This is a genomic window from Nitrososphaera sp., assembly GCA_039938515.1.
Taxonomy (GTDB): Archaea; Thermoproteota; Nitrososphaeria; order Nitrososphaerales; family Nitrososphaeraceae; genus Nitrososphaera.
On sequence record JBDUUL010000015.1, the window covers coordinates 42,886 to 58,801 of the forward strand.

The 15,916-nt window shown below is 53.6% G+C and carries 19 protein-coding genes; 10 read left to right on the top strand and 9 right to left on the bottom strand.

Annotation, left to right across the window (positions count from 1 at the left end; translation table 11 throughout):
* Positions 1–2: 2 nt before the first annotated feature.
* Entirely contained in the window at positions 3–386 is a 384-nt protein-coding gene (locus ABI361_08260; protein MEO9320649.1) for a hypothetical protein, read from the bottom strand.
* 169 nt (positions 387–555) lie between these two features.
* On the opposite strand from ABI361_08260, the gene ABI361_08265 reads away from it, so the two are divergent.
* Positions 556–1,074: a hypothetical protein gene (locus tag ABI361_08265; GenBank protein MEO9320650.1), complete on the top strand. Its 519-nt coding sequence runs from the start codon at positions 556–558 to the stop codon at positions 1,072–1,074.
* A gap of 62 nt (positions 1,075–1,136) precedes the next feature.
* Positions 1,137–1,868: an ABC transporter ATP-binding protein gene (locus ABI361_08270; protein MEO9320651.1), complete on the top strand. Its 732-nt coding sequence runs from the start codon at positions 1,137–1,139 to the stop codon at positions 1,866–1,868.
* Positions 1,869–1,880: 12 nt separating this feature from the next.
* On the opposite strand, the gene ABI361_08275 is transcribed toward ABI361_08270, so the two are convergent.
* Positions 1,881–2,660, bottom strand: a complete 780-nt coding sequence (locus ABI361_08275; GenBank protein MEO9320652.1) for a hypothetical protein — start codon at positions 2,658–2,660, stop codon at positions 1,881–1,883.
* Positions 2,661–2,739: 79 nt separating this feature from the next.
* Between ABI361_08275 and ABI361_08280 the strand changes: the two genes are divergently transcribed.
* The 3 genes from ABI361_08280 to ABI361_08290 all read left to right on the top strand — a co-directional run bounded on the left by ABI361_08280 (position 2,740) and on the right by ABI361_08290 (position 5,709).
* Positions 2,740–3,357: a CoA pyrophosphatase gene (locus ABI361_08280; protein MEO9320653.1), complete on the top strand. Its 618-nt coding sequence runs from the start codon at positions 2,740–2,742 to the stop codon at positions 3,355–3,357.
* Positions 3,358–3,608: 251 nt separating this feature from the next.
* Positions 3,609–5,114: an MFS transporter gene (locus tag ABI361_08285; GenBank protein ID MEO9320654.1), complete on the top strand. Its 1,506-nt coding sequence runs from the start codon at positions 3,609–3,611 to the stop codon at positions 5,112–5,114.
* A gap of 214 nt (positions 5,115–5,328) precedes the next feature.
* On the top strand, positions 5,329–5,709 hold the full coding sequence (locus ABI361_08290; protein MEO9320655.1) for a hypothetical protein: 381 nt from the start codon (positions 5,329–5,331) through the stop codon (positions 5,707–5,709).
* Here ABI361_08290 and ABI361_08295 read toward each other — a convergent pair.
* Both ABI361_08295 and ABI361_08300 read right to left on the bottom strand, forming a co-directional pair.
* Positions 5,706–6,143 (bottom strand): hypothetical protein, encoded by a 438-nt coding sequence (locus ABI361_08295; GenBank protein ID MEO9320656.1) that lies wholly within the window; start codon positions 6,141–6,143, stop codon positions 5,706–5,708. The genes ABI361_08290 and ABI361_08295 overlap by 4 nt on opposite strands.
* 207 nt (positions 6,144–6,350) lie before the next feature.
* The gene (locus ABI361_08300) at positions 6,351–6,821 is read right to left on the bottom strand and encodes a hypothetical protein (GenBank protein MEO9320657.1); all 471 of its coding nucleotides are present in this window, start codon (positions 6,819–6,821) and stop codon (positions 6,351–6,353) included.
* Between the two features lie 253 nt (positions 6,822–7,074).
* Between ABI361_08300 and ABI361_08305 the strand changes: the two genes are divergently transcribed.
* Both ABI361_08305 and ABI361_08310 read left to right on the top strand, forming a co-directional pair.
* A complete protein-coding gene (locus ABI361_08305) occupies positions 7,075–7,677 on the top strand; it encodes a hypothetical protein (GenBank protein MEO9320658.1) in 603 nt (200 codons plus the stop codon).
* Between the two features lie 144 nt (positions 7,678–7,821).
* Complete coding sequence (locus ABI361_08310; protein ID MEO9320659.1) at positions 7,822–9,327, top strand: NAD(P)-dependent oxidoreductase; 1,506 nt, start codon at positions 7,822–7,824, stop codon at positions 9,325–9,327.
* A gap of 177 nt (positions 9,328–9,504) precedes the next feature.
* Here ABI361_08310 and ABI361_08315 read toward each other — a convergent pair whose 3' ends face one another.
* Entirely contained in the window at positions 9,505–9,735 is a 231-nt protein-coding gene (locus ABI361_08315) for a hypothetical protein (GenBank protein MEO9320660.1), read from the bottom strand.
* Between the two features lie 762 nt (positions 9,736–10,497).
* On the opposite strand from ABI361_08315, the gene ABI361_08320 reads away from it, so the two are divergent.
* Complete coding sequence (locus ABI361_08320; protein ID MEO9320661.1) at positions 10,498–11,286, top strand: hypothetical protein; 789 nt, start codon at positions 10,498–10,500, stop codon at positions 11,284–11,286.
* A 5-nt stretch (positions 11,287–11,291) separates the two neighbouring features.
* Here ABI361_08320 and ABI361_08325 read toward each other — a convergent pair whose 3' ends face one another.
* Entirely contained in the window at positions 11,292–11,465 is a 174-nt protein-coding gene (locus tag ABI361_08325; protein MEO9320662.1) for a hypothetical protein, read from the bottom strand.
* 208 nt (positions 11,466–11,673) lie between these two features.
* Between ABI361_08325 and ABI361_08330 the strand changes: the two genes are divergently transcribed.
* Together ABI361_08330 and ABI361_08335 are read left to right on the top strand one after the other, a co-directional pair.
* The gene (locus ABI361_08330) at positions 11,674–11,835 is read left to right on the top strand and encodes a hypothetical protein (protein ID MEO9320663.1); all 162 of its coding nucleotides are present in this window, start codon (positions 11,674–11,676) and stop codon (positions 11,833–11,835) included.
* Positions 11,836–11,992: 157 nt separating this feature from the next.
* Complete coding sequence (locus ABI361_08335; protein ID MEO9320664.1) at positions 11,993–12,349, top strand: response regulator; 357 nt, start codon at positions 11,993–11,995, stop codon at positions 12,347–12,349.
* A 29-nt stretch (positions 12,350–12,378) separates the two neighbouring features.
* Here ABI361_08335 and ABI361_08340 read toward each other — a convergent pair whose 3' ends face one another.
* The 3 genes from ABI361_08340 to ABI361_08350 form a co-directional block, all read right to left on the bottom strand.
* On the bottom strand, positions 12,379–12,753 hold the full coding sequence (locus ABI361_08340) for a hypothetical protein (GenBank protein MEO9320665.1): 375 nt from the start codon (positions 12,751–12,753) through the stop codon (positions 12,379–12,381).
* Positions 12,754–12,783: 30 nt separating this feature from the next.
* Positions 12,784–14,250 (bottom strand): tetratricopeptide repeat protein, encoded by a 1,467-nt coding sequence (locus tag ABI361_08345; GenBank protein MEO9320666.1) that lies wholly within the window; start codon positions 14,248–14,250, stop codon positions 12,784–12,786.
* A gap of 66 nt (positions 14,251–14,316) precedes the next feature.
* Positions 14,317–15,777 (bottom strand): MFS transporter, encoded by a 1,461-nt coding sequence (locus ABI361_08350; protein ID MEO9320667.1) that lies wholly within the window; start codon positions 15,775–15,777, stop codon positions 14,317–14,319.
* Between the last annotated feature and the right edge of the window lie 139 nt (positions 15,778–15,916).

Below are 15,916 nucleotides of genomic sequence, written 5' to 3' on the forward strand. Positions count from 1 at the left end.
GTCTAGTTATAAAACCAGAACTCGGATGACTTTCTGACGTAAATAACGTCTGCAGCCTTTTGCTGTTCCTTGCCTGCACCTTCGGCCTTTGCCGGGGAGTCCTTTGTGCCCTCGGCTCCGGTTGCCTGAGGCTCTCGAGGCTGGCGCAATTCTGCCAGCTGCGCGGCCAGCTTGTCAACCTTGGCGTTAAGCTCGGCGATTGCTTTGTCAAGCTGCTGCCCGGATTCGTCACCGGGGACTGCTGCGTCCCTGACCTTGTTTAGTGAAACCGCGGCTGCAATTCCTGCGCCTACCGCCGCCACGTTAATTGCTGTCAGAATAAGATTGTCGATGCTGCTTCTGGTCTGCCGCGGGGAACCGTCCTTCTGGGAATTCGTATCGTCCATCTTTTCAGACCAGCTCCGCAGTAGCGACTTATACATATTGTTCTGTAACTATCACCTTGCTACATTTTTTAGTTCTGTGAAATGTAGGCTTTTTCCGAGTCTTGATAGGATTATTAGTTACCTTTCGTCTAGTTCCACCAGATTGCGCCTAAGAAGGGGGCATATCCTGATGATCGCCGGCTGCATCGTGTTTGCCATTAGCATCACGGCATTTTCCGCAAAATTAATTGCGGTTGTCCAGACGGGCGAAAAATACACGATAGCCCCGGGCAGCAGGCTGGTGCTCTCCTCGTACATCAATTCGACCTCGGGCGCATACTTTGTGGATCCGAACGAGACATCGATGAACTACCCTGTCCTAACCGTGGTAGGTCCGCTGAACAACACCCTTATTGCAAACCGGCATGTTGACGTGTACACCGCGATGGGCCAGTTCCCGGCTTCGCGCGCCGGCAACTACAGCCTCGTCCTTGCAAACCCGACTGGAGGCAACCTGCTGGTGGGCGCAATATTTGGTGCATCAGAGGACGTGTTTTCACAGACGTTTTACATCGGGCTGATTCCCGTCATTTACGCAGGCGCTTATTCGGGCATTGCGTCGGTTGCCATCGGAGCTGTTGTCACGGTGCTTGACCGGCGCAAAATGACGAAAATGAAGCAGTTCGGGGACATGAGCGATCTTGTATGACGCAGGGCGGAAGGCCATTGGCCAAACTTGAGGCCAACAACATCACCAAGTCCTACGGAGGCATGGACGACAAAGGTCCAGTGGCGGCCATCAAGGACGTGAGCTTGTCGATTGGCGACGGCGAGTTTGTTTGCTTTGTCGGCCCCTCGGGCTGCGGCAAGACCACTCTTTTGAATATCCTCGCGGGGCTTGACAGGCCGACCTCGGGCCAGGTAATGCTTGACGGAAGGCCGGTGTCCGCAACGGGCCCGGACAGGATAATGGTCTTTCAGGAGAGCGCACTGTACCCCTGGCTCAAGGTCATCGACAATGTCGAGTTCGGCCTGAAGATAAAAGGAGTCGATAAGGAAAAACGCGAGCAACAGGCTTCGCGGTATCTGGACATGATGCAGCTTGCCAAGTTCTCGGACGCTTACGTCTACCAGCTATCAGGCGGCATGAAGCAGCGAGTGGCGATAGCAAGGGCCCTGGTGATGGACCCGGAGGTGCTGTTCATGGACGAGCCGTTTGCGGCCCTTGACAGCCAGACGCGCGACCTTTTGCTAGTCGAGCTCCAGCTAATCTGGGCGCGGACAAAAAAGACCATTGTGTTTATCACCCACAACATCATCGAGTCCGTGTGCCTGGGCGACAGGGTAATAGTCTTCACCGGCAGGCCCGGCTCGATAAAAAAGGAGATAAGGATTGACTACAAGAGGCCGAGGCTGCCGGAAGACGAGGGCCTGCAGCCGTATTACCACGAGATTGTAGATGCCATGCGCGGCACTCTCGGGCACCACGAAGAGGACCTCTAGGTTCGCAGGATGCTAGCCGGCCTTTTGCAGCTGCCGCAGGAGATCAAGCCCTGATGAAAAGCTGTTAGGCGAGGTCAGGAGTATGCAATCTGCCATTTCAGCTGCCGCTCGAACAAAGTCGGCGGGGTTTTTCTCGTATGCGCTCCAGTCAAGACCGATGAGCGAGGCAGACTGCCTGTTCTTCTCAGACGGCACCATGATGCAGGCTGTTACTTTGGTTGAGCGGGCTTTTGCAAGGTCGACTATTTCGCCAAGGTCCTCAAGCGTTGCAATGGACTGAGTGACCAGGCTATGCGGACGGGTGGCGAGTTTCTTCATGATCGCGTTTGAGTCGCGGTCCGTTATCCTTGCGGGGAATGAAAGTTCCAGTCTTATCTGGGAGTCAAAGCCCTCCTTTTTGAGCATCTGGAGCGCAGTGGAGGGCGCGATGCCGCACCCGCTTCCTTGGGAATGTGAGGGCTCGTCTCCGAGCAAGAGCAGGATCGAATCAATGCCCATGAGGATTGCATCGGACACGGCTTGGGCGAGCGCTGCAAAGTTTCTGTCCCTGCACCGCAGGCTGCAGCTCAATTTTGTCGAGGAGCTTATTTCCTGCTTGACAAAGGCCGCTGCCGTCAGTCCGGATATGCGGGGGATGCCGAGGACCGAGTCGGTAAGGTGTATGCCGTCAACAAGCCGGTGCACCTGGACAGCCCTGTCGATCATTCCCTGCAGATCCTGCCGCAAAATGTCAAGGTCAAAGCGCTCGCCCTTGACAATCTTGGGCGGGTTCAGTTCGTAGATTATCTTCATGATGTTTTCCGGTCTTTTTTGCCGACTTGAATGGAAGACCGACGGCTATAAAGCTAGGTGGAAAACGAAACAGAAATAGTTGTCTGCAGCAGCTGAGCGTGCACCACCGATGCAAACGGAGGAGCTGACAAGGCGGCTTATGGAGGGAGTTAGGAAGAATCGTGCTTATGGTCTGCATCATGCAGCAGCAAGCATTCCGTCGGCCGTCCTTGTAATATTGCACTACCACCACGCGGGCAGCGATTCGCGGGGGCCGTACATGATCCTGACAAAGAGGAGTCCCAGCGTCAGGACGCACAAGAGCGAAATATCCTTCCCCGGCGGAAGGCATGCTGAAGGCGACAGGTCCCTTCTCCATACGGCGCTGAGGGAGACCGAGGAGGAAATAGGAATCCGTTTTTCCGAAAAGGACATCGCCGGCAACCTCATGGCGGTCAGGACAATTACGTCGAACCACTTTGTCGTCCCGTTTATCACAATCCAGCAGGAGCTGGCCGAGCGCAGGATAGAACCCAGGGAGGTGGAGGCGATAATCGATGTCCCCCTGCTTGAAGTCCTTGCCAGCATGTCAAAGGACATCGAGCACTTCAAGCTGGCAAAAGACGCGGTCAAGTTCGAGTGCGAGGGCGGAATAATCTGGGGGGCCACTGCAAGAATTATGCGGCAGCTGCATGATATTCTCATCAGACCGTCGTGATGAACTCATCGCTAATGCTCGTACGGATAACAGGTCATCATTTGAGAATGTCCTGCTAGCTGCAAATGGGCTTTTATTGCTATTGCCGATGCATGAGGTCAGCTGTATGCAACTGGGTAAGCAGTTTGATACTAAAGGGTTTATTAGGAATGCGAGTGGCTCTCTAAGTCAATCATGCTAAGCAGTTTATCTGATTATTTCGCCACTCTGGCGGCCGGGCTTTTCACTTTCTGAGAATCGATGGATGGAAGATGGTCGAAGTGGAAAGGAGCACCGCGGGAAATTCCCCGTGGGTCACGCTTGTTGTCCTGAGTTCGCTTGGGCTTATCACGATGTACGGCGAGACCATGGTCTTGCCGGCGATTCCGGATTTCATCAAGGACTTTAGCATATCATACAGCACATCATCATGGATACTTTCCTCGTACTTGATTGCCGGCGCCGTCATGACGCCCATAGCAGGCAAGCTCTCCGATACGCATGGGAAAAAGCGAGTAATGCTTGCCGTCATGTCAGTCTACGCGGCGGGGATTCTGCTTGGGGGCTTTTCAAATTCAATCGGAATGCTGCTTGTCGCACGCGTAATGCAGGGGGTTGGAATGTCCATGTTCCCCATAGCGTTTGGGATAATCAGGGAAATACTGCCTGAGAAAAAGCTGGCAGTCGGCCAGACGATATTCAGCTCGACATTTTCCGGTGGCGCGGTAGTGGGGCTTATCGCCGGCGCGAGCATTATCCAGAACTTTGGATGGCAGGCCACGTTCTTTACGATATTTCCAATAGCCGTAGGGCTCGGGCTTGTCATCAGAAAGATTGTCAGGGTAAGGAGCGACGAGCAGAAATCAAAGACGGGACATGGCGGCAGCCAGTTTATCGATCTCAAGGGAACGCTCGCGCTTGCAACTACGATCGTGTCCTTCCTTGGAGGGCTTTCCTCGCTCGAGAGCAGCGGGCCCGGGGGCGGCCAGACAGCACTGGCACTGTTTGCAGTCGCCGCGGTCGCCCTTGCGGCATTTATCATGGTTGAGAAGAGAGTCAGGTGGCCGCTTGTTGACCTAAAGCTCATGACCAACAGGATGTTGCTGCCGGCCATGGTTATCCTCATGGTCGTCTTCCTGTGCATCTTTATGGTCTACCAGACTATACCCATAATGGTGCGGAGCCCCAAGCCGCTTGGGTTTGGAGGCGACGCGGTAGTGACTGCGGGCGTCCAGCTCCCGTTCATGGTGGTGCTCCTGATTGGCACTGTGACCTCGGGGTTTGCAATCAACAGAGTAGGCAACATACGCCTGGTCGCGATAGGCACGATAATCAGCACTGCCGGCTTTTTCAGCCTCCTTCTATTTCACTCCACCGAGTTCATGGTTTCTGCGGCGCTTGCGGTAATTGCAGCCGGCCTGTCACTTTCAATTTCCGGCTGCTTTAACGTCGTACTGCTGTCTGCTCCCATCCAGTCCACAGGAATTGCGCTTGGAATGACGCTTCTTTTGAACCTCATAGGGATGTCCATAGGGCCGTCCATCGCAGGTCTGTACCAGCAGATTAACCAGGGTTCGGTGCCCGGCGTGCCGGGGACATTCCCAAACCAGGCCGCATACAACCTGATATTTTTAACCGCCGCAATAGTGTCCATGGTATCAGTCGCGCTCGCACTTGCACTTGGGAGGATAAGGTCAAAGTCAGTGATGCCCGCAGTTTCGGCGGACTGGAACCGCAACCCGGAAGAGCATGACGGCAAGACCGGCGGACCGCAGTAGAGTATTATTTTATTATACCTCCGAGAGCCGAAATACCCGCCTTCATTATGGTAATTCTGTTTTCAGGCGAGGGGGAATCGCTTGGAACCACCAACCAACATCTCAACAACTTCTAGGACCGGACGGGCGTGTGGACGGTAGTGCCCACACGCCTCAATCTTTTCCAAAACGCCGGCTGCGGCTTAAATACCAAGAGGCTCCTTCTTAAGGGACGTTGGATCCGGCCAGGCTTTGCCAAAAGATAATTGCGGCTGACCAGTCGATAAGGTACGCGGCCCTTGTTAGCAGGATGGGCAGGATAGTTGCAAGCGAGCTCCGTAGCGGCCTTGAGCCCATACTCACAGAGCAGGAGCGCGAGAGCTTTGCAATGAAGGCAGTGCTTGGCAAGATGACCATGGAGGATTTTGCATACAAGCTCGGGCCACTTCTCTACACGGCTGCAATCTTCAAGCGCGTCAAGCGTATAGAGATCCCGCTTGGTGGCGCCGACGGCGAAGGGCTGGCGCTCCTAATCCTGTCTTTTGATTTTAGCTCCGACCACGAAGGCATTATTCTGCGGAAAATACTGCCGCTGCTGGCGCAGGGCAGGGGCTAGATGTAAAAAACTTTCTTGACACCTTCGGCGACGACTGGCAGAAAGTACGGCGAATTGGCCCTTACGTACTCGAGAATTCCCCTTGCCTGTGCCTTCATGTCCTCGCTCACGTGCTTTGAGGAATTTACGAGCCTGACAGCTTCTTCATAGGCGTCCAGCGTTGTCGCAGAGCCGGCGAAGGTCTGCCTCGGCGTTCGGGGAGGCGCCATTTGCACGCTAGGAGCTGTGACAGCTCCAGAGCGAGCCCTCGCGATCTTGAGCGCACCTGTGCTGCGGTCAACTTCGATGCTAATCCGGCGGCTGCACCACCTTTTGGATCTCGCCGGAGCAAGTCCGCCATTGCAAATTATCTCGAAAGCACTTCCGCGCACCTCGTGCTCCTGAGGCGCACCGCACCATGGGCAATTGATTAAAACTGTCTCTGCCTTTTTCAAGCCATGCGGATATCTCGCTCACGGTCTATAAGCACCTGTACGTTTTGGCGGTTAACAACCGATTTTCTTTTCGGAGTGGCAGTGGGGAGTTGCAAAAGACTGCTGTTCTTTTCCGGCTACGCCTGGGACGAAAATACCTGCCGGCGAATAGATAGAAATTTGCGGCTGACCAAGATTTCAGCAAAAAAAGGAAAAAAGGCCTGATGCTTATTGCGGCCTTAACATCTGCTGCGCCTGTTGCTGCTGTTGGGTTGCCCACGCATTCCAGGCTCTGAGGATGTTTGTGTTAAAGTCAGTCACGGCATCGACCGTGCGGTTGTAGATCTTTAGGTTCTCGCGGCCGGCATCCATCGCGTTGACGGTGAGCTGCTGGTAGATCCCAATAGAGCGGATTGCGTTGTTTGTCATTTCGGTTGATTGCTTTGAAACCTGCTCGTTTGCCTCTGGAAACTGCGGAAGGTTGAGTGCCTGTGCCATTTGCTTCTTGTATGCATAGTAGGTGCTGATGGTGTTCTTCATGGTCTGGAAGTAATCCAGCTGCAGGTTGGAGACTGACTGTGCAAGGAGTGGCTGCACCTTGGCCGTCTCGTCGAATACTCGCATGGTATTATCTCTGAGAGTATCAGCTATCTGGTCGGTTGTCCGTTGTTCTTCTCGCGGGTTACGCTTATCTGACATGCCAGTACTATTGGCAGCGGAGTATATAAGCATTGGTATTAAATGGCAATTACTGCCGCTGGACACCATTGACTGGAAGGCGGTTGACAGGCACATGTCAAGGCTGAATGCGGGTTTGTGGGCGAGTATGTCAAAGGTATGCTGCTGCACAGACAAGGCATTTCACTTGCAGGCCCGGCGCAACCGGCCAGGACCTGCACCGTCCAGCTGCCCTGACAACGCATAAATTTTTCCGCGCTGATAATCTCGTCAGTTGAGCGAGTACGTTGTCAAAAAATTTCCCGCGCCGCTTGAGGCAAAGGTGTTCTTGGGCGGAAAAGAGGTCGCAGAGATAGAAAGAAGCAACGACTCTACCTTTACGCTTACAAGGCAAAGTGACAGCAAGAAGTGGGTGCTTTCAAACCGGGTGCACGGGCAGCCCAGGCCTTTTTCGCTCTCGGTAAGGGAAGCCGGCGCGGAAGATATGGCCGGTAAGAGCTCTCATCATGACTACCTTGACCTTGACGATCATTCTGGCGACGTCCTGACAATCAACAGGCATGTCTTCAGGCACGATGGCAAGTTCTACATGATGACAAACAAGCCGGCCGGTCATTCACCACAAAGTTATCTGAAAGGTCCCAGGTACATATCGCGGCTTGACAATTTTCCCCACGAGCAGCTCGCCGAGGTGGGCGTGCACGACAGGCACGGAGGGTCCAGCCACAGGCTCAAGCGATTCCGCGGGGTGCCAGTCGGCGAGGCGACTGGACTTGGAATCAGCGACACGGGCCACAGGGTGAAGGTAGGTGCGGAACTGGAAGACATTGGCCTGTTTGTCGCGGCCTCTTCGTACCTGATGTATGCAATGGCCTGACAACCATTGCCGAACGGTGCAGGGCTCCGAATTTGGAAATTGCTCCCGCGTCAGGCCATAAATCCATGGCCGCGGGTTATGTGTCTAGCATCGGACATGCGATAGCATAATATTTCATTCCCGGCATGTTTTATGTTTGAACAATTGAAAGTAGAGCCTGACCGTGTAGGCGGTTTTCCTTTTCGCAAGGCCGACCCTGACAAGCGCAGGGACGGGTTTTCCGAAGTCCAGCAGCCATACTCCGAGGAGGAGGCGATGAAAGAGGCCGAACGATGCCTCCTGTGTGGTACGCCAGTCTGCATCGATGCATGCCCCGTGCTGCTCGACGTCCGCGGTATGAATGAGGCAGTGGCACGAGGTGACTTCAAGACCGCTCATGAGAGGATAAGGGAGACCAACCCATTGATAGGCGTCACGGCCCGCTGCTGCCCGCAATTGTCGGGGCTCTGCGAGGATGCGTGTGTCCTCCGCTGGTCAGGCCAGCCTATAGGAATCGGGCTAATACAGCGCTATGTGGCCGACTGGGAGCGCAAGAACAGCGGCAAGGATACCCTCCCGACGGTGGCCAAGGACAGCGGAAAAAAAGTATCGGTTATCGGTGCAGGGCCATCGGGGCTTGCAGCGGCTGAGCTTCTGCGCAGGTACGGCCATGCAGTCACGGTTTATGACGAGCTTCCGCTGGCAGGAGGCACCGCGAGGTACGGCATACCCGACTACCACCTGCCAAAAGACGTGCTCCAGCACGAGGTGGATAGGATTGTCTCGATGGGCGTCACGATAAAGAACGGCGTGCGGGTTGGAGGCAATAACTCAGGCGACGTTTCGCTCGACGCGCTCGTAGACGAGTCCGACGCAGTGCTTATCACCACGGGCTCCCGCGACCCGATAAAGCTGCGCTGCCAGGGAGCGGACCTCAAGGGGGTAATGAGTGGTTATGATTTTTTGAGAGACGTGTTCTCAAATGGGCTTGACAATTATCTACGAAACCCCAAGTACGAGCTTGGCAGGGACATCATAGTTGTTGGCGGCGGAGACTCGGCGCTGGATTGCGCACGCACCGCCCTAAGGCTGTCTGACGGAGGAAACGTGACTGTCGCATACAGGCGCACCGAAGCGGACATGCCTGCTGACCCGATAATGCTCGAAGAGGCCCACGAGGAAGGAGTCAGGTTTCTCTACCTTGCCGAGCCAAAGGCGTTTGAAGGTTCCGGCAAAGTGACAACCGCAGTGTTTGACACAATGGAGATGGGGCCGCCTGACGAGTCAGGGAGAAGCAAGCCCGAGGCAGTGCCTGGAAAGGAATTTCGCCTTGATTGCTCCTCCGTTCTGATGGCCATAGGAAGGGGGCCGAACTCATTTCTTCAGAAAAACGTGCCCAAGCTTGAGACCGGCGAAAAGGGGGCGATAGCGATAGGCGACCACCACGAGACATCGATCCCCGGCGTGTTTGCATCCGGAGACGTGACGACAGGCGAAACACTGGTAGTAAAAGCGATGGCGTCGGGCCGAGATGGGGCGCAGCGGGTGCACGAGTATCTAATGAAGGTTCCGGAGGGGCAGCACCTTTCGTTCTATGAAAAGTACTACCTTGGCAGGTCGTACGACAGGATGATGGAAGGGCTCTCCGGCATGGGCGCGCCTCCAGCATAGTTTAGACTCTAACGCTGGATTGCTCGCGGAGGCCGCAAGACCGCTAAAGCCTCTGGCATTGATTCTGATCGGAAAGAATAGAAACGCGAAAGATGGCGCCTAATTTTTGGTGTTCTAGAAGGCAGCTGCAAGCCCTCGGGCTAGGTATGGACCTTTAGATACAAACGATCTGCGAATCTAGGAGACTTTGAACTTTAGCATGTAGTTGTAGGTCAGGCTCAGGGTGACCTCGCTTCCGTTGAAGCCTTCTACAAAGTCCTTGGGGACTCTGTACTCGCGGCTTGCCCCCGATAGGATGGTAAATGTCTCGCCCGACTCGGCGATGATATTGCCGGCATCCACTCCGTCGCTTGACCTTACGTTTTTGTGCATGACCCTCTCCCAGTTCAGGATTACAGGCTCTGACACGTTTCTTCAATAATTATATGAACACTGGCTGTTTATCAATATTATGGTGAGATTATCCAGTCAAAGGCAAGTCTTTTTCAGAATCTTCCACATTGCATAAAAAACTCGTATTTATAAACTAGTTCCTCGTATAATACTACAGGTGAATTAGGAGACGGCATTTGAAATCTGGGGCGGTTGGCTTGCCTATGGGGTAGGCTGCACGATGACGGCAGTATTTCTAATCGCCTACAGAAAAGAGCTGTTCGGAAGAACGAGAAAGCCCTCCGATGTGCCACACGAATACAAACACGCGACCGCAGCATAAGGGAACGGGACTTGGTTCCGTTCTTTTCCCACTTTTGGCAGCGCGACGGTCTTAAGAATCTCCGCGCCTAACTATGCAAAATGCTGGCCAATGAAATATCGATCCGGTTAACGGGTTCGCTGCATATGGGACAAGATTTGATTTCGACAGTTCTAAAACTTACAGCCGATGCGGTCCAATAGCATGCGTCACAAATCAGGAACTCTGCTCGCTTTTTCCTTCGCTGTTGATGTCTTTCAACCGCGAGAAGCTGCGTCATGCAACAACCGCTTGCAGGGGCGTGATGTCGTATAAAGCGTTGGCGGTAATGTGTTAGAAGTAAAGGTACTAGGTTAGTTTTATAGAAATCCATTTCAGTTTTGACTTCATAAAAACCCCAGCATTCGACAATTGTGCTGCCAACCTTCTTGCTATTTCTATACTCATAAATACGAGCCATCAAAGAACACTTGTTCATGGCTCCCAAGAGATCGGCAGTATTTGCGGTCGCGGGAGTCGTTATAGCTGCAGCCTTTGTAGCGGGACTCGTTGCGTCTGACGGCTGGAAATTCAATTCGCCAATCGCCCTTTCAGACGAACCCCGTTCAAATACAGCGCTGGGGGCGCCGGAACTGGAAAGCGGCAACCCCGGCCAAAACTTGGGTAATGGAGGGCCGATTTACAATGCCCAGCCAGCAGCGCCACAAATCGCTGCCGGCACTAATCTGGTCACGCTACTCCCGTCGCATTCTCAGATCGGAGCAGAGTGGGCCATCCAGCCCGTGGTTGCTCCTCCTCCGCACTCGGTAAATGCATCGGATTACGAGAATAGCAGGCTCAGCCCCGGCAAGCTGATAAAATTTAACACCAACCCAAGTACAAATTCCGTGGTAGAGGGGGGCTACTTCAAGTCGGCAAAATCAGGAAGCACGTCAGTTTCGGTTTTTCTCGCAGCCTACAACTCGACGCAAAGCCCGCTAGAAGCGTACTCGAGCAGCACGCAGTTTTCTATTGAAGGCTATCAAAAGTTCGATACTTCATCAGTTTCAAACTCTGTTTGCTTTGGAGCCTTTTACGGCAACCTCGACCCAGGGCAGAGAACTGAGATATTCTGCTACAAGGGCAACGTATACTATGAAGTGGCAGCCGACAGTGACGCTGACGGGGATACAAAAGCAACGGCGCTGATGTTTGCCAAGTCAGTTGCGAATAACTTGGGCCCGAATATTCCTGCAAATAGCCAGATTTCCGTTCCACAGAGCTAGGTTCCTCAATCGACCGTACCTTCGCCCAGTGAATTCTGGCCGCCCTTGGTCGATTCTACCTCCCACTCCTGCATCTCTTTGTCAAGTTTCGACTTTGGCTTTGTCACTGGCTGGAGGGTTTCCTTCGTTATCTTGTCCTGCACCCTCTGCTGATCGTTAACTTCATGATCCGAAGACATGCGCTGCTTCTGACATAGGCAACAAGGTTAATTGCAGTTGCGATTTGGTTCAAAGGCCCTGCCGCATACTGTGGTATTGCGAGTCGCCCATCCCAAAAAGCCTAGTAATATCTGGCAAGCAGCCGTTATCCATAGCGCTCACGTGCAATGAGGTCTGTCGCAAGAATCCAGGCAGCCTTCTTAAACTATAATGTGCATGTACGACTCGATGACAGACCTTAGAAAAGATGCAAAGAATATGGCTCAGGATATTGAAGCCAAGGTCAGAACTGCCGAGGACCATGCCGAAGGCAAGCCTAGCTTTGAAACATGGAACAAGGCCAAGATAAAGGCGAGGGACGCTGCAGACGATCTGAAGCGAGACCTCTAGCCTCCAATCTTTTTGACGCGGCAGTCATCGAAAATTCTTGCGTCCTGTTCCATGAAATGGAGCCGAGCCTTCAGAAGCCCGGAAAGGTATATACTTTAGAATTCTGCTGGAAACCCTTGCACTGGACTCGCTGGCCAAAAATCAAAAGATAATGGTCGTGGACGACGACCCAGATGTTCTCACAGTCATTCAAAAGGCATTGCAAAAGTGGGACTTGATCTCTGACGGCTTTACCGACCCGGAAAAGGCGCTGGATCATTTCACCCGGAATTCGCAAATGTACTCCCTTGTGATAAGCGACGTAAAGATGCCCGAAATGAACGGCTTTGCGTTTTTGGAAAGGGTTACAGAAATCAATCCGCAGGTCAAAGTAATGATGATGACTGCCTATTTTTCTGACATGCTCGAGATTCCAAAGGTCCTTGAAGGAATTTTGAGGATCGACGCAATACTTGAAAAGCCAAGCGGCATCAAGACGATCTGCAAGCACGTTCAAAAGCAACTCAGGAGATAAGCCGGGCTCACTATGATAGTTTGCCGGAGCTAGAATGCGAAGCCAAACAGATGCGAACGCTCGTGCACCACTTTCTCCTCCTTGCTCCCAAATATCATCGCGCACAGGCTGCAGAGATAAAGGCCGAGCTCCTCGATATCTCCCTGCCTTAGAACGCTGATCCGCGTTTCGTCGCCGGCATTGTCTACAACGAGATAATCGTCTTTTTTTGGAGATTTGGAAAGCGCGTCGCTGATGAGTTCCCTGACCGTCTGGATGTCGGGCGTGTCGGGCAGGTTGATTGCGGCCTTGCCTGCATCAAAGTTGTATGCAACGGATTTATCGCCAAGGGCCTTTAGCACAATATCGGCCGTATCGATGCATAAACGCGAGATATCTATCCAGAGCACGCGGTATGTGGGCACCCGACTAATATCAGGCTATTCCGGCCTGGATTATTGAATAAAGCTCGGGGAGTGACCGTTTTGGAATTGCACCTTGTTCATGCCGACGACCTCGCGCAGGTACTTGAAATTGGCGTCTGCCGTCCTCAAGCTCAGCAATTGCCTGCCGCTGACGTGCCTGATTTTCCCCGCAGACAGATCCTTTTCGAGCTGCACGACGAACCTGAGTCCCATGTCGATGTTCCTCCCCGCCTGCTCCAGCTTTATGACGACGTTTTGGTTCATGCGGTTCCTGTAGTTAATTCGCGCAATTGAAATGTCGACAAGGCTTTTGTAGAGAAAGTTGTGGGCATAGGCTAGGCGCGCCTCGACAAAATTCACGTCATCCGGCGCTGCCGTGAGGCCAAAGTTGTCAAAGTGAATCCTTTCTGCCAGTTCAAGGTATTCCAGAGCCTCTCTCTCCCTGCCGTCCGAGGCGAGTGCCACGCTCCTGCCCATCATGGCGTATGCAAGGTTCAGCTTCAAAGTCACGTGATCCCAGCTTTTCCATGATGGAAGTTTGCTTGGAGAGCTGCTCGGTTCAGACCAGGATTTCTTGCCAAATTGTGCGCCGGTGCTTTTGATTTCAGTAATTCTGTCCTCAAACAGCCGGATTGCCCTGTCATAGCTGTCAAGTGCAAGGGTGTAAACGCCTGACCGCTGGTACATCAGACCCATTATTGCGTGCGCCGGCGCGTGGTTTGGGTCAAACTCTACCGCCTTGTTGACGGCCAGCTTTATCTCGTCGAAATCGCCCCTGTCTGCATAACCCGGTTCGAGAATTTCAAGAATGATCCCGCCCTTGAGTACCAGTGCGTCGATGTCATGAGGCCTTACCTTGAGGTAATCATCAAGAAGTTCCTTGGCCTGGCGAAACGCCTTCCTGTACGATTCTCCTTCCTCGCTCTTTTCGACAGGAGCCTGCGCCTGGCGGGAGTCTCCAAGCCCCAGGTAGGAAACAATGGACATTATCAGACCCTCTACGTACTTGCCGTCAAACTCGGGGTTCTCCAGCGCAAGCCTTGGATAGTACTTTGAAACCATGCTGAATGCATTTGCGGCCTCGGCTGTCCTTGCCAGCTTCATGAGTATCGAGCCTTTCAGCTGGTAAGCCCGTGCTAGCTGCTCCATTATCTCATTTTCCCTATCGCTTTCTTTTCTAGTCCTGTACTCCCTGTGTAAGATTTCGCGCAGCTTGACTGCATCTTCGGCGGGCTTTAAGGCCTCGTCAAATCTGCCCAGTCTGAAGAGCGCGTCAGCCTTGTAATAATGTGCATGTTCGTGCCGGCGGTCGTTCTGGATAGCTTTTTCAAACGCCGGCAAGGCCTCGTCATACTTTGATGCTTCGTAAAGGCGCAGGCCATCGCTAAACGGATCGCTGCTGACACCGGCAAAAGCATCCGCGCTTGCAGGGGGCTTGCCTTCTGCTTTAGGATCGTCCGAAGCAGGCTTGTCCTTTGTCTTCCACCGATCGAACACCATAAACGGTAAGGAGGGATGATAATAAAGACTATTTCGCCTGCAAGGCGCTCTGGAGAAACAGAATTACTCGTCTGCGCGCACGGCTTCGTTGGGAATTGCGTCGCTCTTTTGCTCCTTGAGAAAGGCGGCAAAGACAATACCAATCCCGGTGAGAAAGGCCGCCGCCAGAAACGCATAGTCAAATCCCGTCACCATCGCTGGCACCGGCTGGGCGCCTCCCGGCCTCGCCCCCGCAATATCCGCAGCGGTTAGAAGCACGGCCAGGCCAATGGGCCCGCCAATCTGACGCGATGTATTAACCAGGCCGGAGGCAAGGCCTTCCTCGCCCTTTCTCGTTCCGGCTAGGGCCGCGATATTTACGGCCGTAAAACTCAGCCCCGTCCCGACTGCGACAACTATCATTGGCGCGAGCAGGCTGGCAGCATAGTCAGCCATGGGCGAGATTCTCGAGAGCAGTAAATATCCTGCGGTCTGGAGCGCCATCCCTGAGATTATAACCGGTTTGACCCCGAGCCGGTTTGCAAGACGTGCGGAAAGAAACGCGGAAACGGCAAGAAATACGATGCTCATGGGGATAAATGCCAGCCCTGTGGCAAGCGCCGAATAGCCGTCTACCTGCTGGAAATAGTTCGTCAGGATAAACACCATCCCGACGTACCCTGCAAGCTGAAGCAGAGCCAGTGCGTTTGCCGCAAAGACAGAGCCTCGGCGCAAAAATCCAAGCGGCACAAGAGGCATCTTTGAGCCATACTCTATAAAGAAAAAAGCCGCAATGACAATGCCTGACAGCAAGAGAAGTCCAACCGAGGCTGGAGACCCGACTCCAGTAGCCTGCACGACGCTCAGGGCGTAAACGAGCAGCATAAGCCCGGCAGTCACGCTGACCGCGCCAATGATGTCCAGGTGCCTGCTTTTGTTCGAAGATGATCCTGCCTGTGAAACAGACTTTGCCGCAAGGACGGCTATGAACAGCCCCACCGGGACATTGATGTCAAACACCCATCTCCACCCAAGGGACGCCGTGATCACGCCTCCGGCTATCATTCCTGCAGCAGACCCAAGCCCGGTCACCGCCGCAAATACGCTGAGCGCGCGGTTTCTTTCCCTGCCTTCGGGAAATGTGGCGGTGAGAATCGACAGCCCTGTCGAAGATGCCATGGCTGCTGCAAGGCCCTGGACAATCCTGGCAGCTATAAGCACACTTTCAGAGTTGGCAAGACCAGCCGCCAGTGAGGCGGTGGAAAAGACAATCACGCCGGCGATGAATAGTTTCTTGTGGCCGTAGAGGTCCCCCGCCCGTCCGCTGAGAAGCAGAAAGCCGGCCAGAGTCAGACCGTAGGCGGTAACTATCCACTGGAGCCCGTTGATTGATATGCCAAACTCCTTTCCGATTGACGGAATGGCGATCTGTACGATGGTAAAATCAAGTACCACCATGAACTGGGCCAGAACCACTGCGGCAAGTACAAGGCCCTTGCGGGAAAGTCCCGCACCTGCCCTGGAAGACTCTTTCTGACCCGCCAATCCAGTCTACCAATTGGTCAGCACAGTATTTCAAGCAGACGCCTTCCTTGCAGTAAGGGCAGGTCGCGATGAACCGCCTTTACGGTTCAGCATTCAATGGATGCAAGCAGGCGACGGATCCAGTGTGCTCTGATCCATT

Coding starts and splice junctions, on each gene's coding strand:
- ABI361_08320 (MEO9320661.1), top strand. CDS start 10,498: ATGGCTCCCAAGAGATCGGCAGTATTTGCGGTCGCGGGAGTCGTTATA.
- ABI361_08330 (MEO9320663.1), top strand. CDS start 11,674: ATGACAGACCTTAGAAAAGATGCAAAGAATATGGCTCAGGATATTGAA.
- ABI361_08260 (MEO9320649.1), bottom strand. CDS start 386: ATGGACGATACGAATTCCCAGAAGGACGGTTCCCCGCGGCAGACCAGA.
- ABI361_08285 (MEO9320654.1), top strand. CDS start 3,609: ATGGTCGAAGTGGAAAGGAGCACCGCGGGAAATTCCCCGTGGGTCACG.
- ABI361_08275 (MEO9320652.1), bottom strand. CDS start 2,660: ATGAAGATAATCTACGAACTGAACCCGCCCAAGATTGTCAAGGGCGAG.
- ABI361_08325 (MEO9320662.1), bottom strand. CDS start 11,465: ATGTCTTCGGATCATGAAGTTAACGATCAGCAGAGGGTGCAGGACAAG.
- ABI361_08300 (MEO9320657.1), bottom strand. CDS start 6,821: ATGTCAGATAAGCGTAACCCGCGAGAAGAACAACGGACAACCGACCAG.
- ABI361_08265 (MEO9320650.1), top strand. CDS start 556: ATGATCGCCGGCTGCATCGTGTTTGCCATTAGCATCACGGCATTTTCC.
- ABI361_08270 (MEO9320651.1), top strand. CDS start 1,137: ATGGACGACAAAGGTCCAGTGGCGGCCATCAAGGACGTGAGCTTGTCG.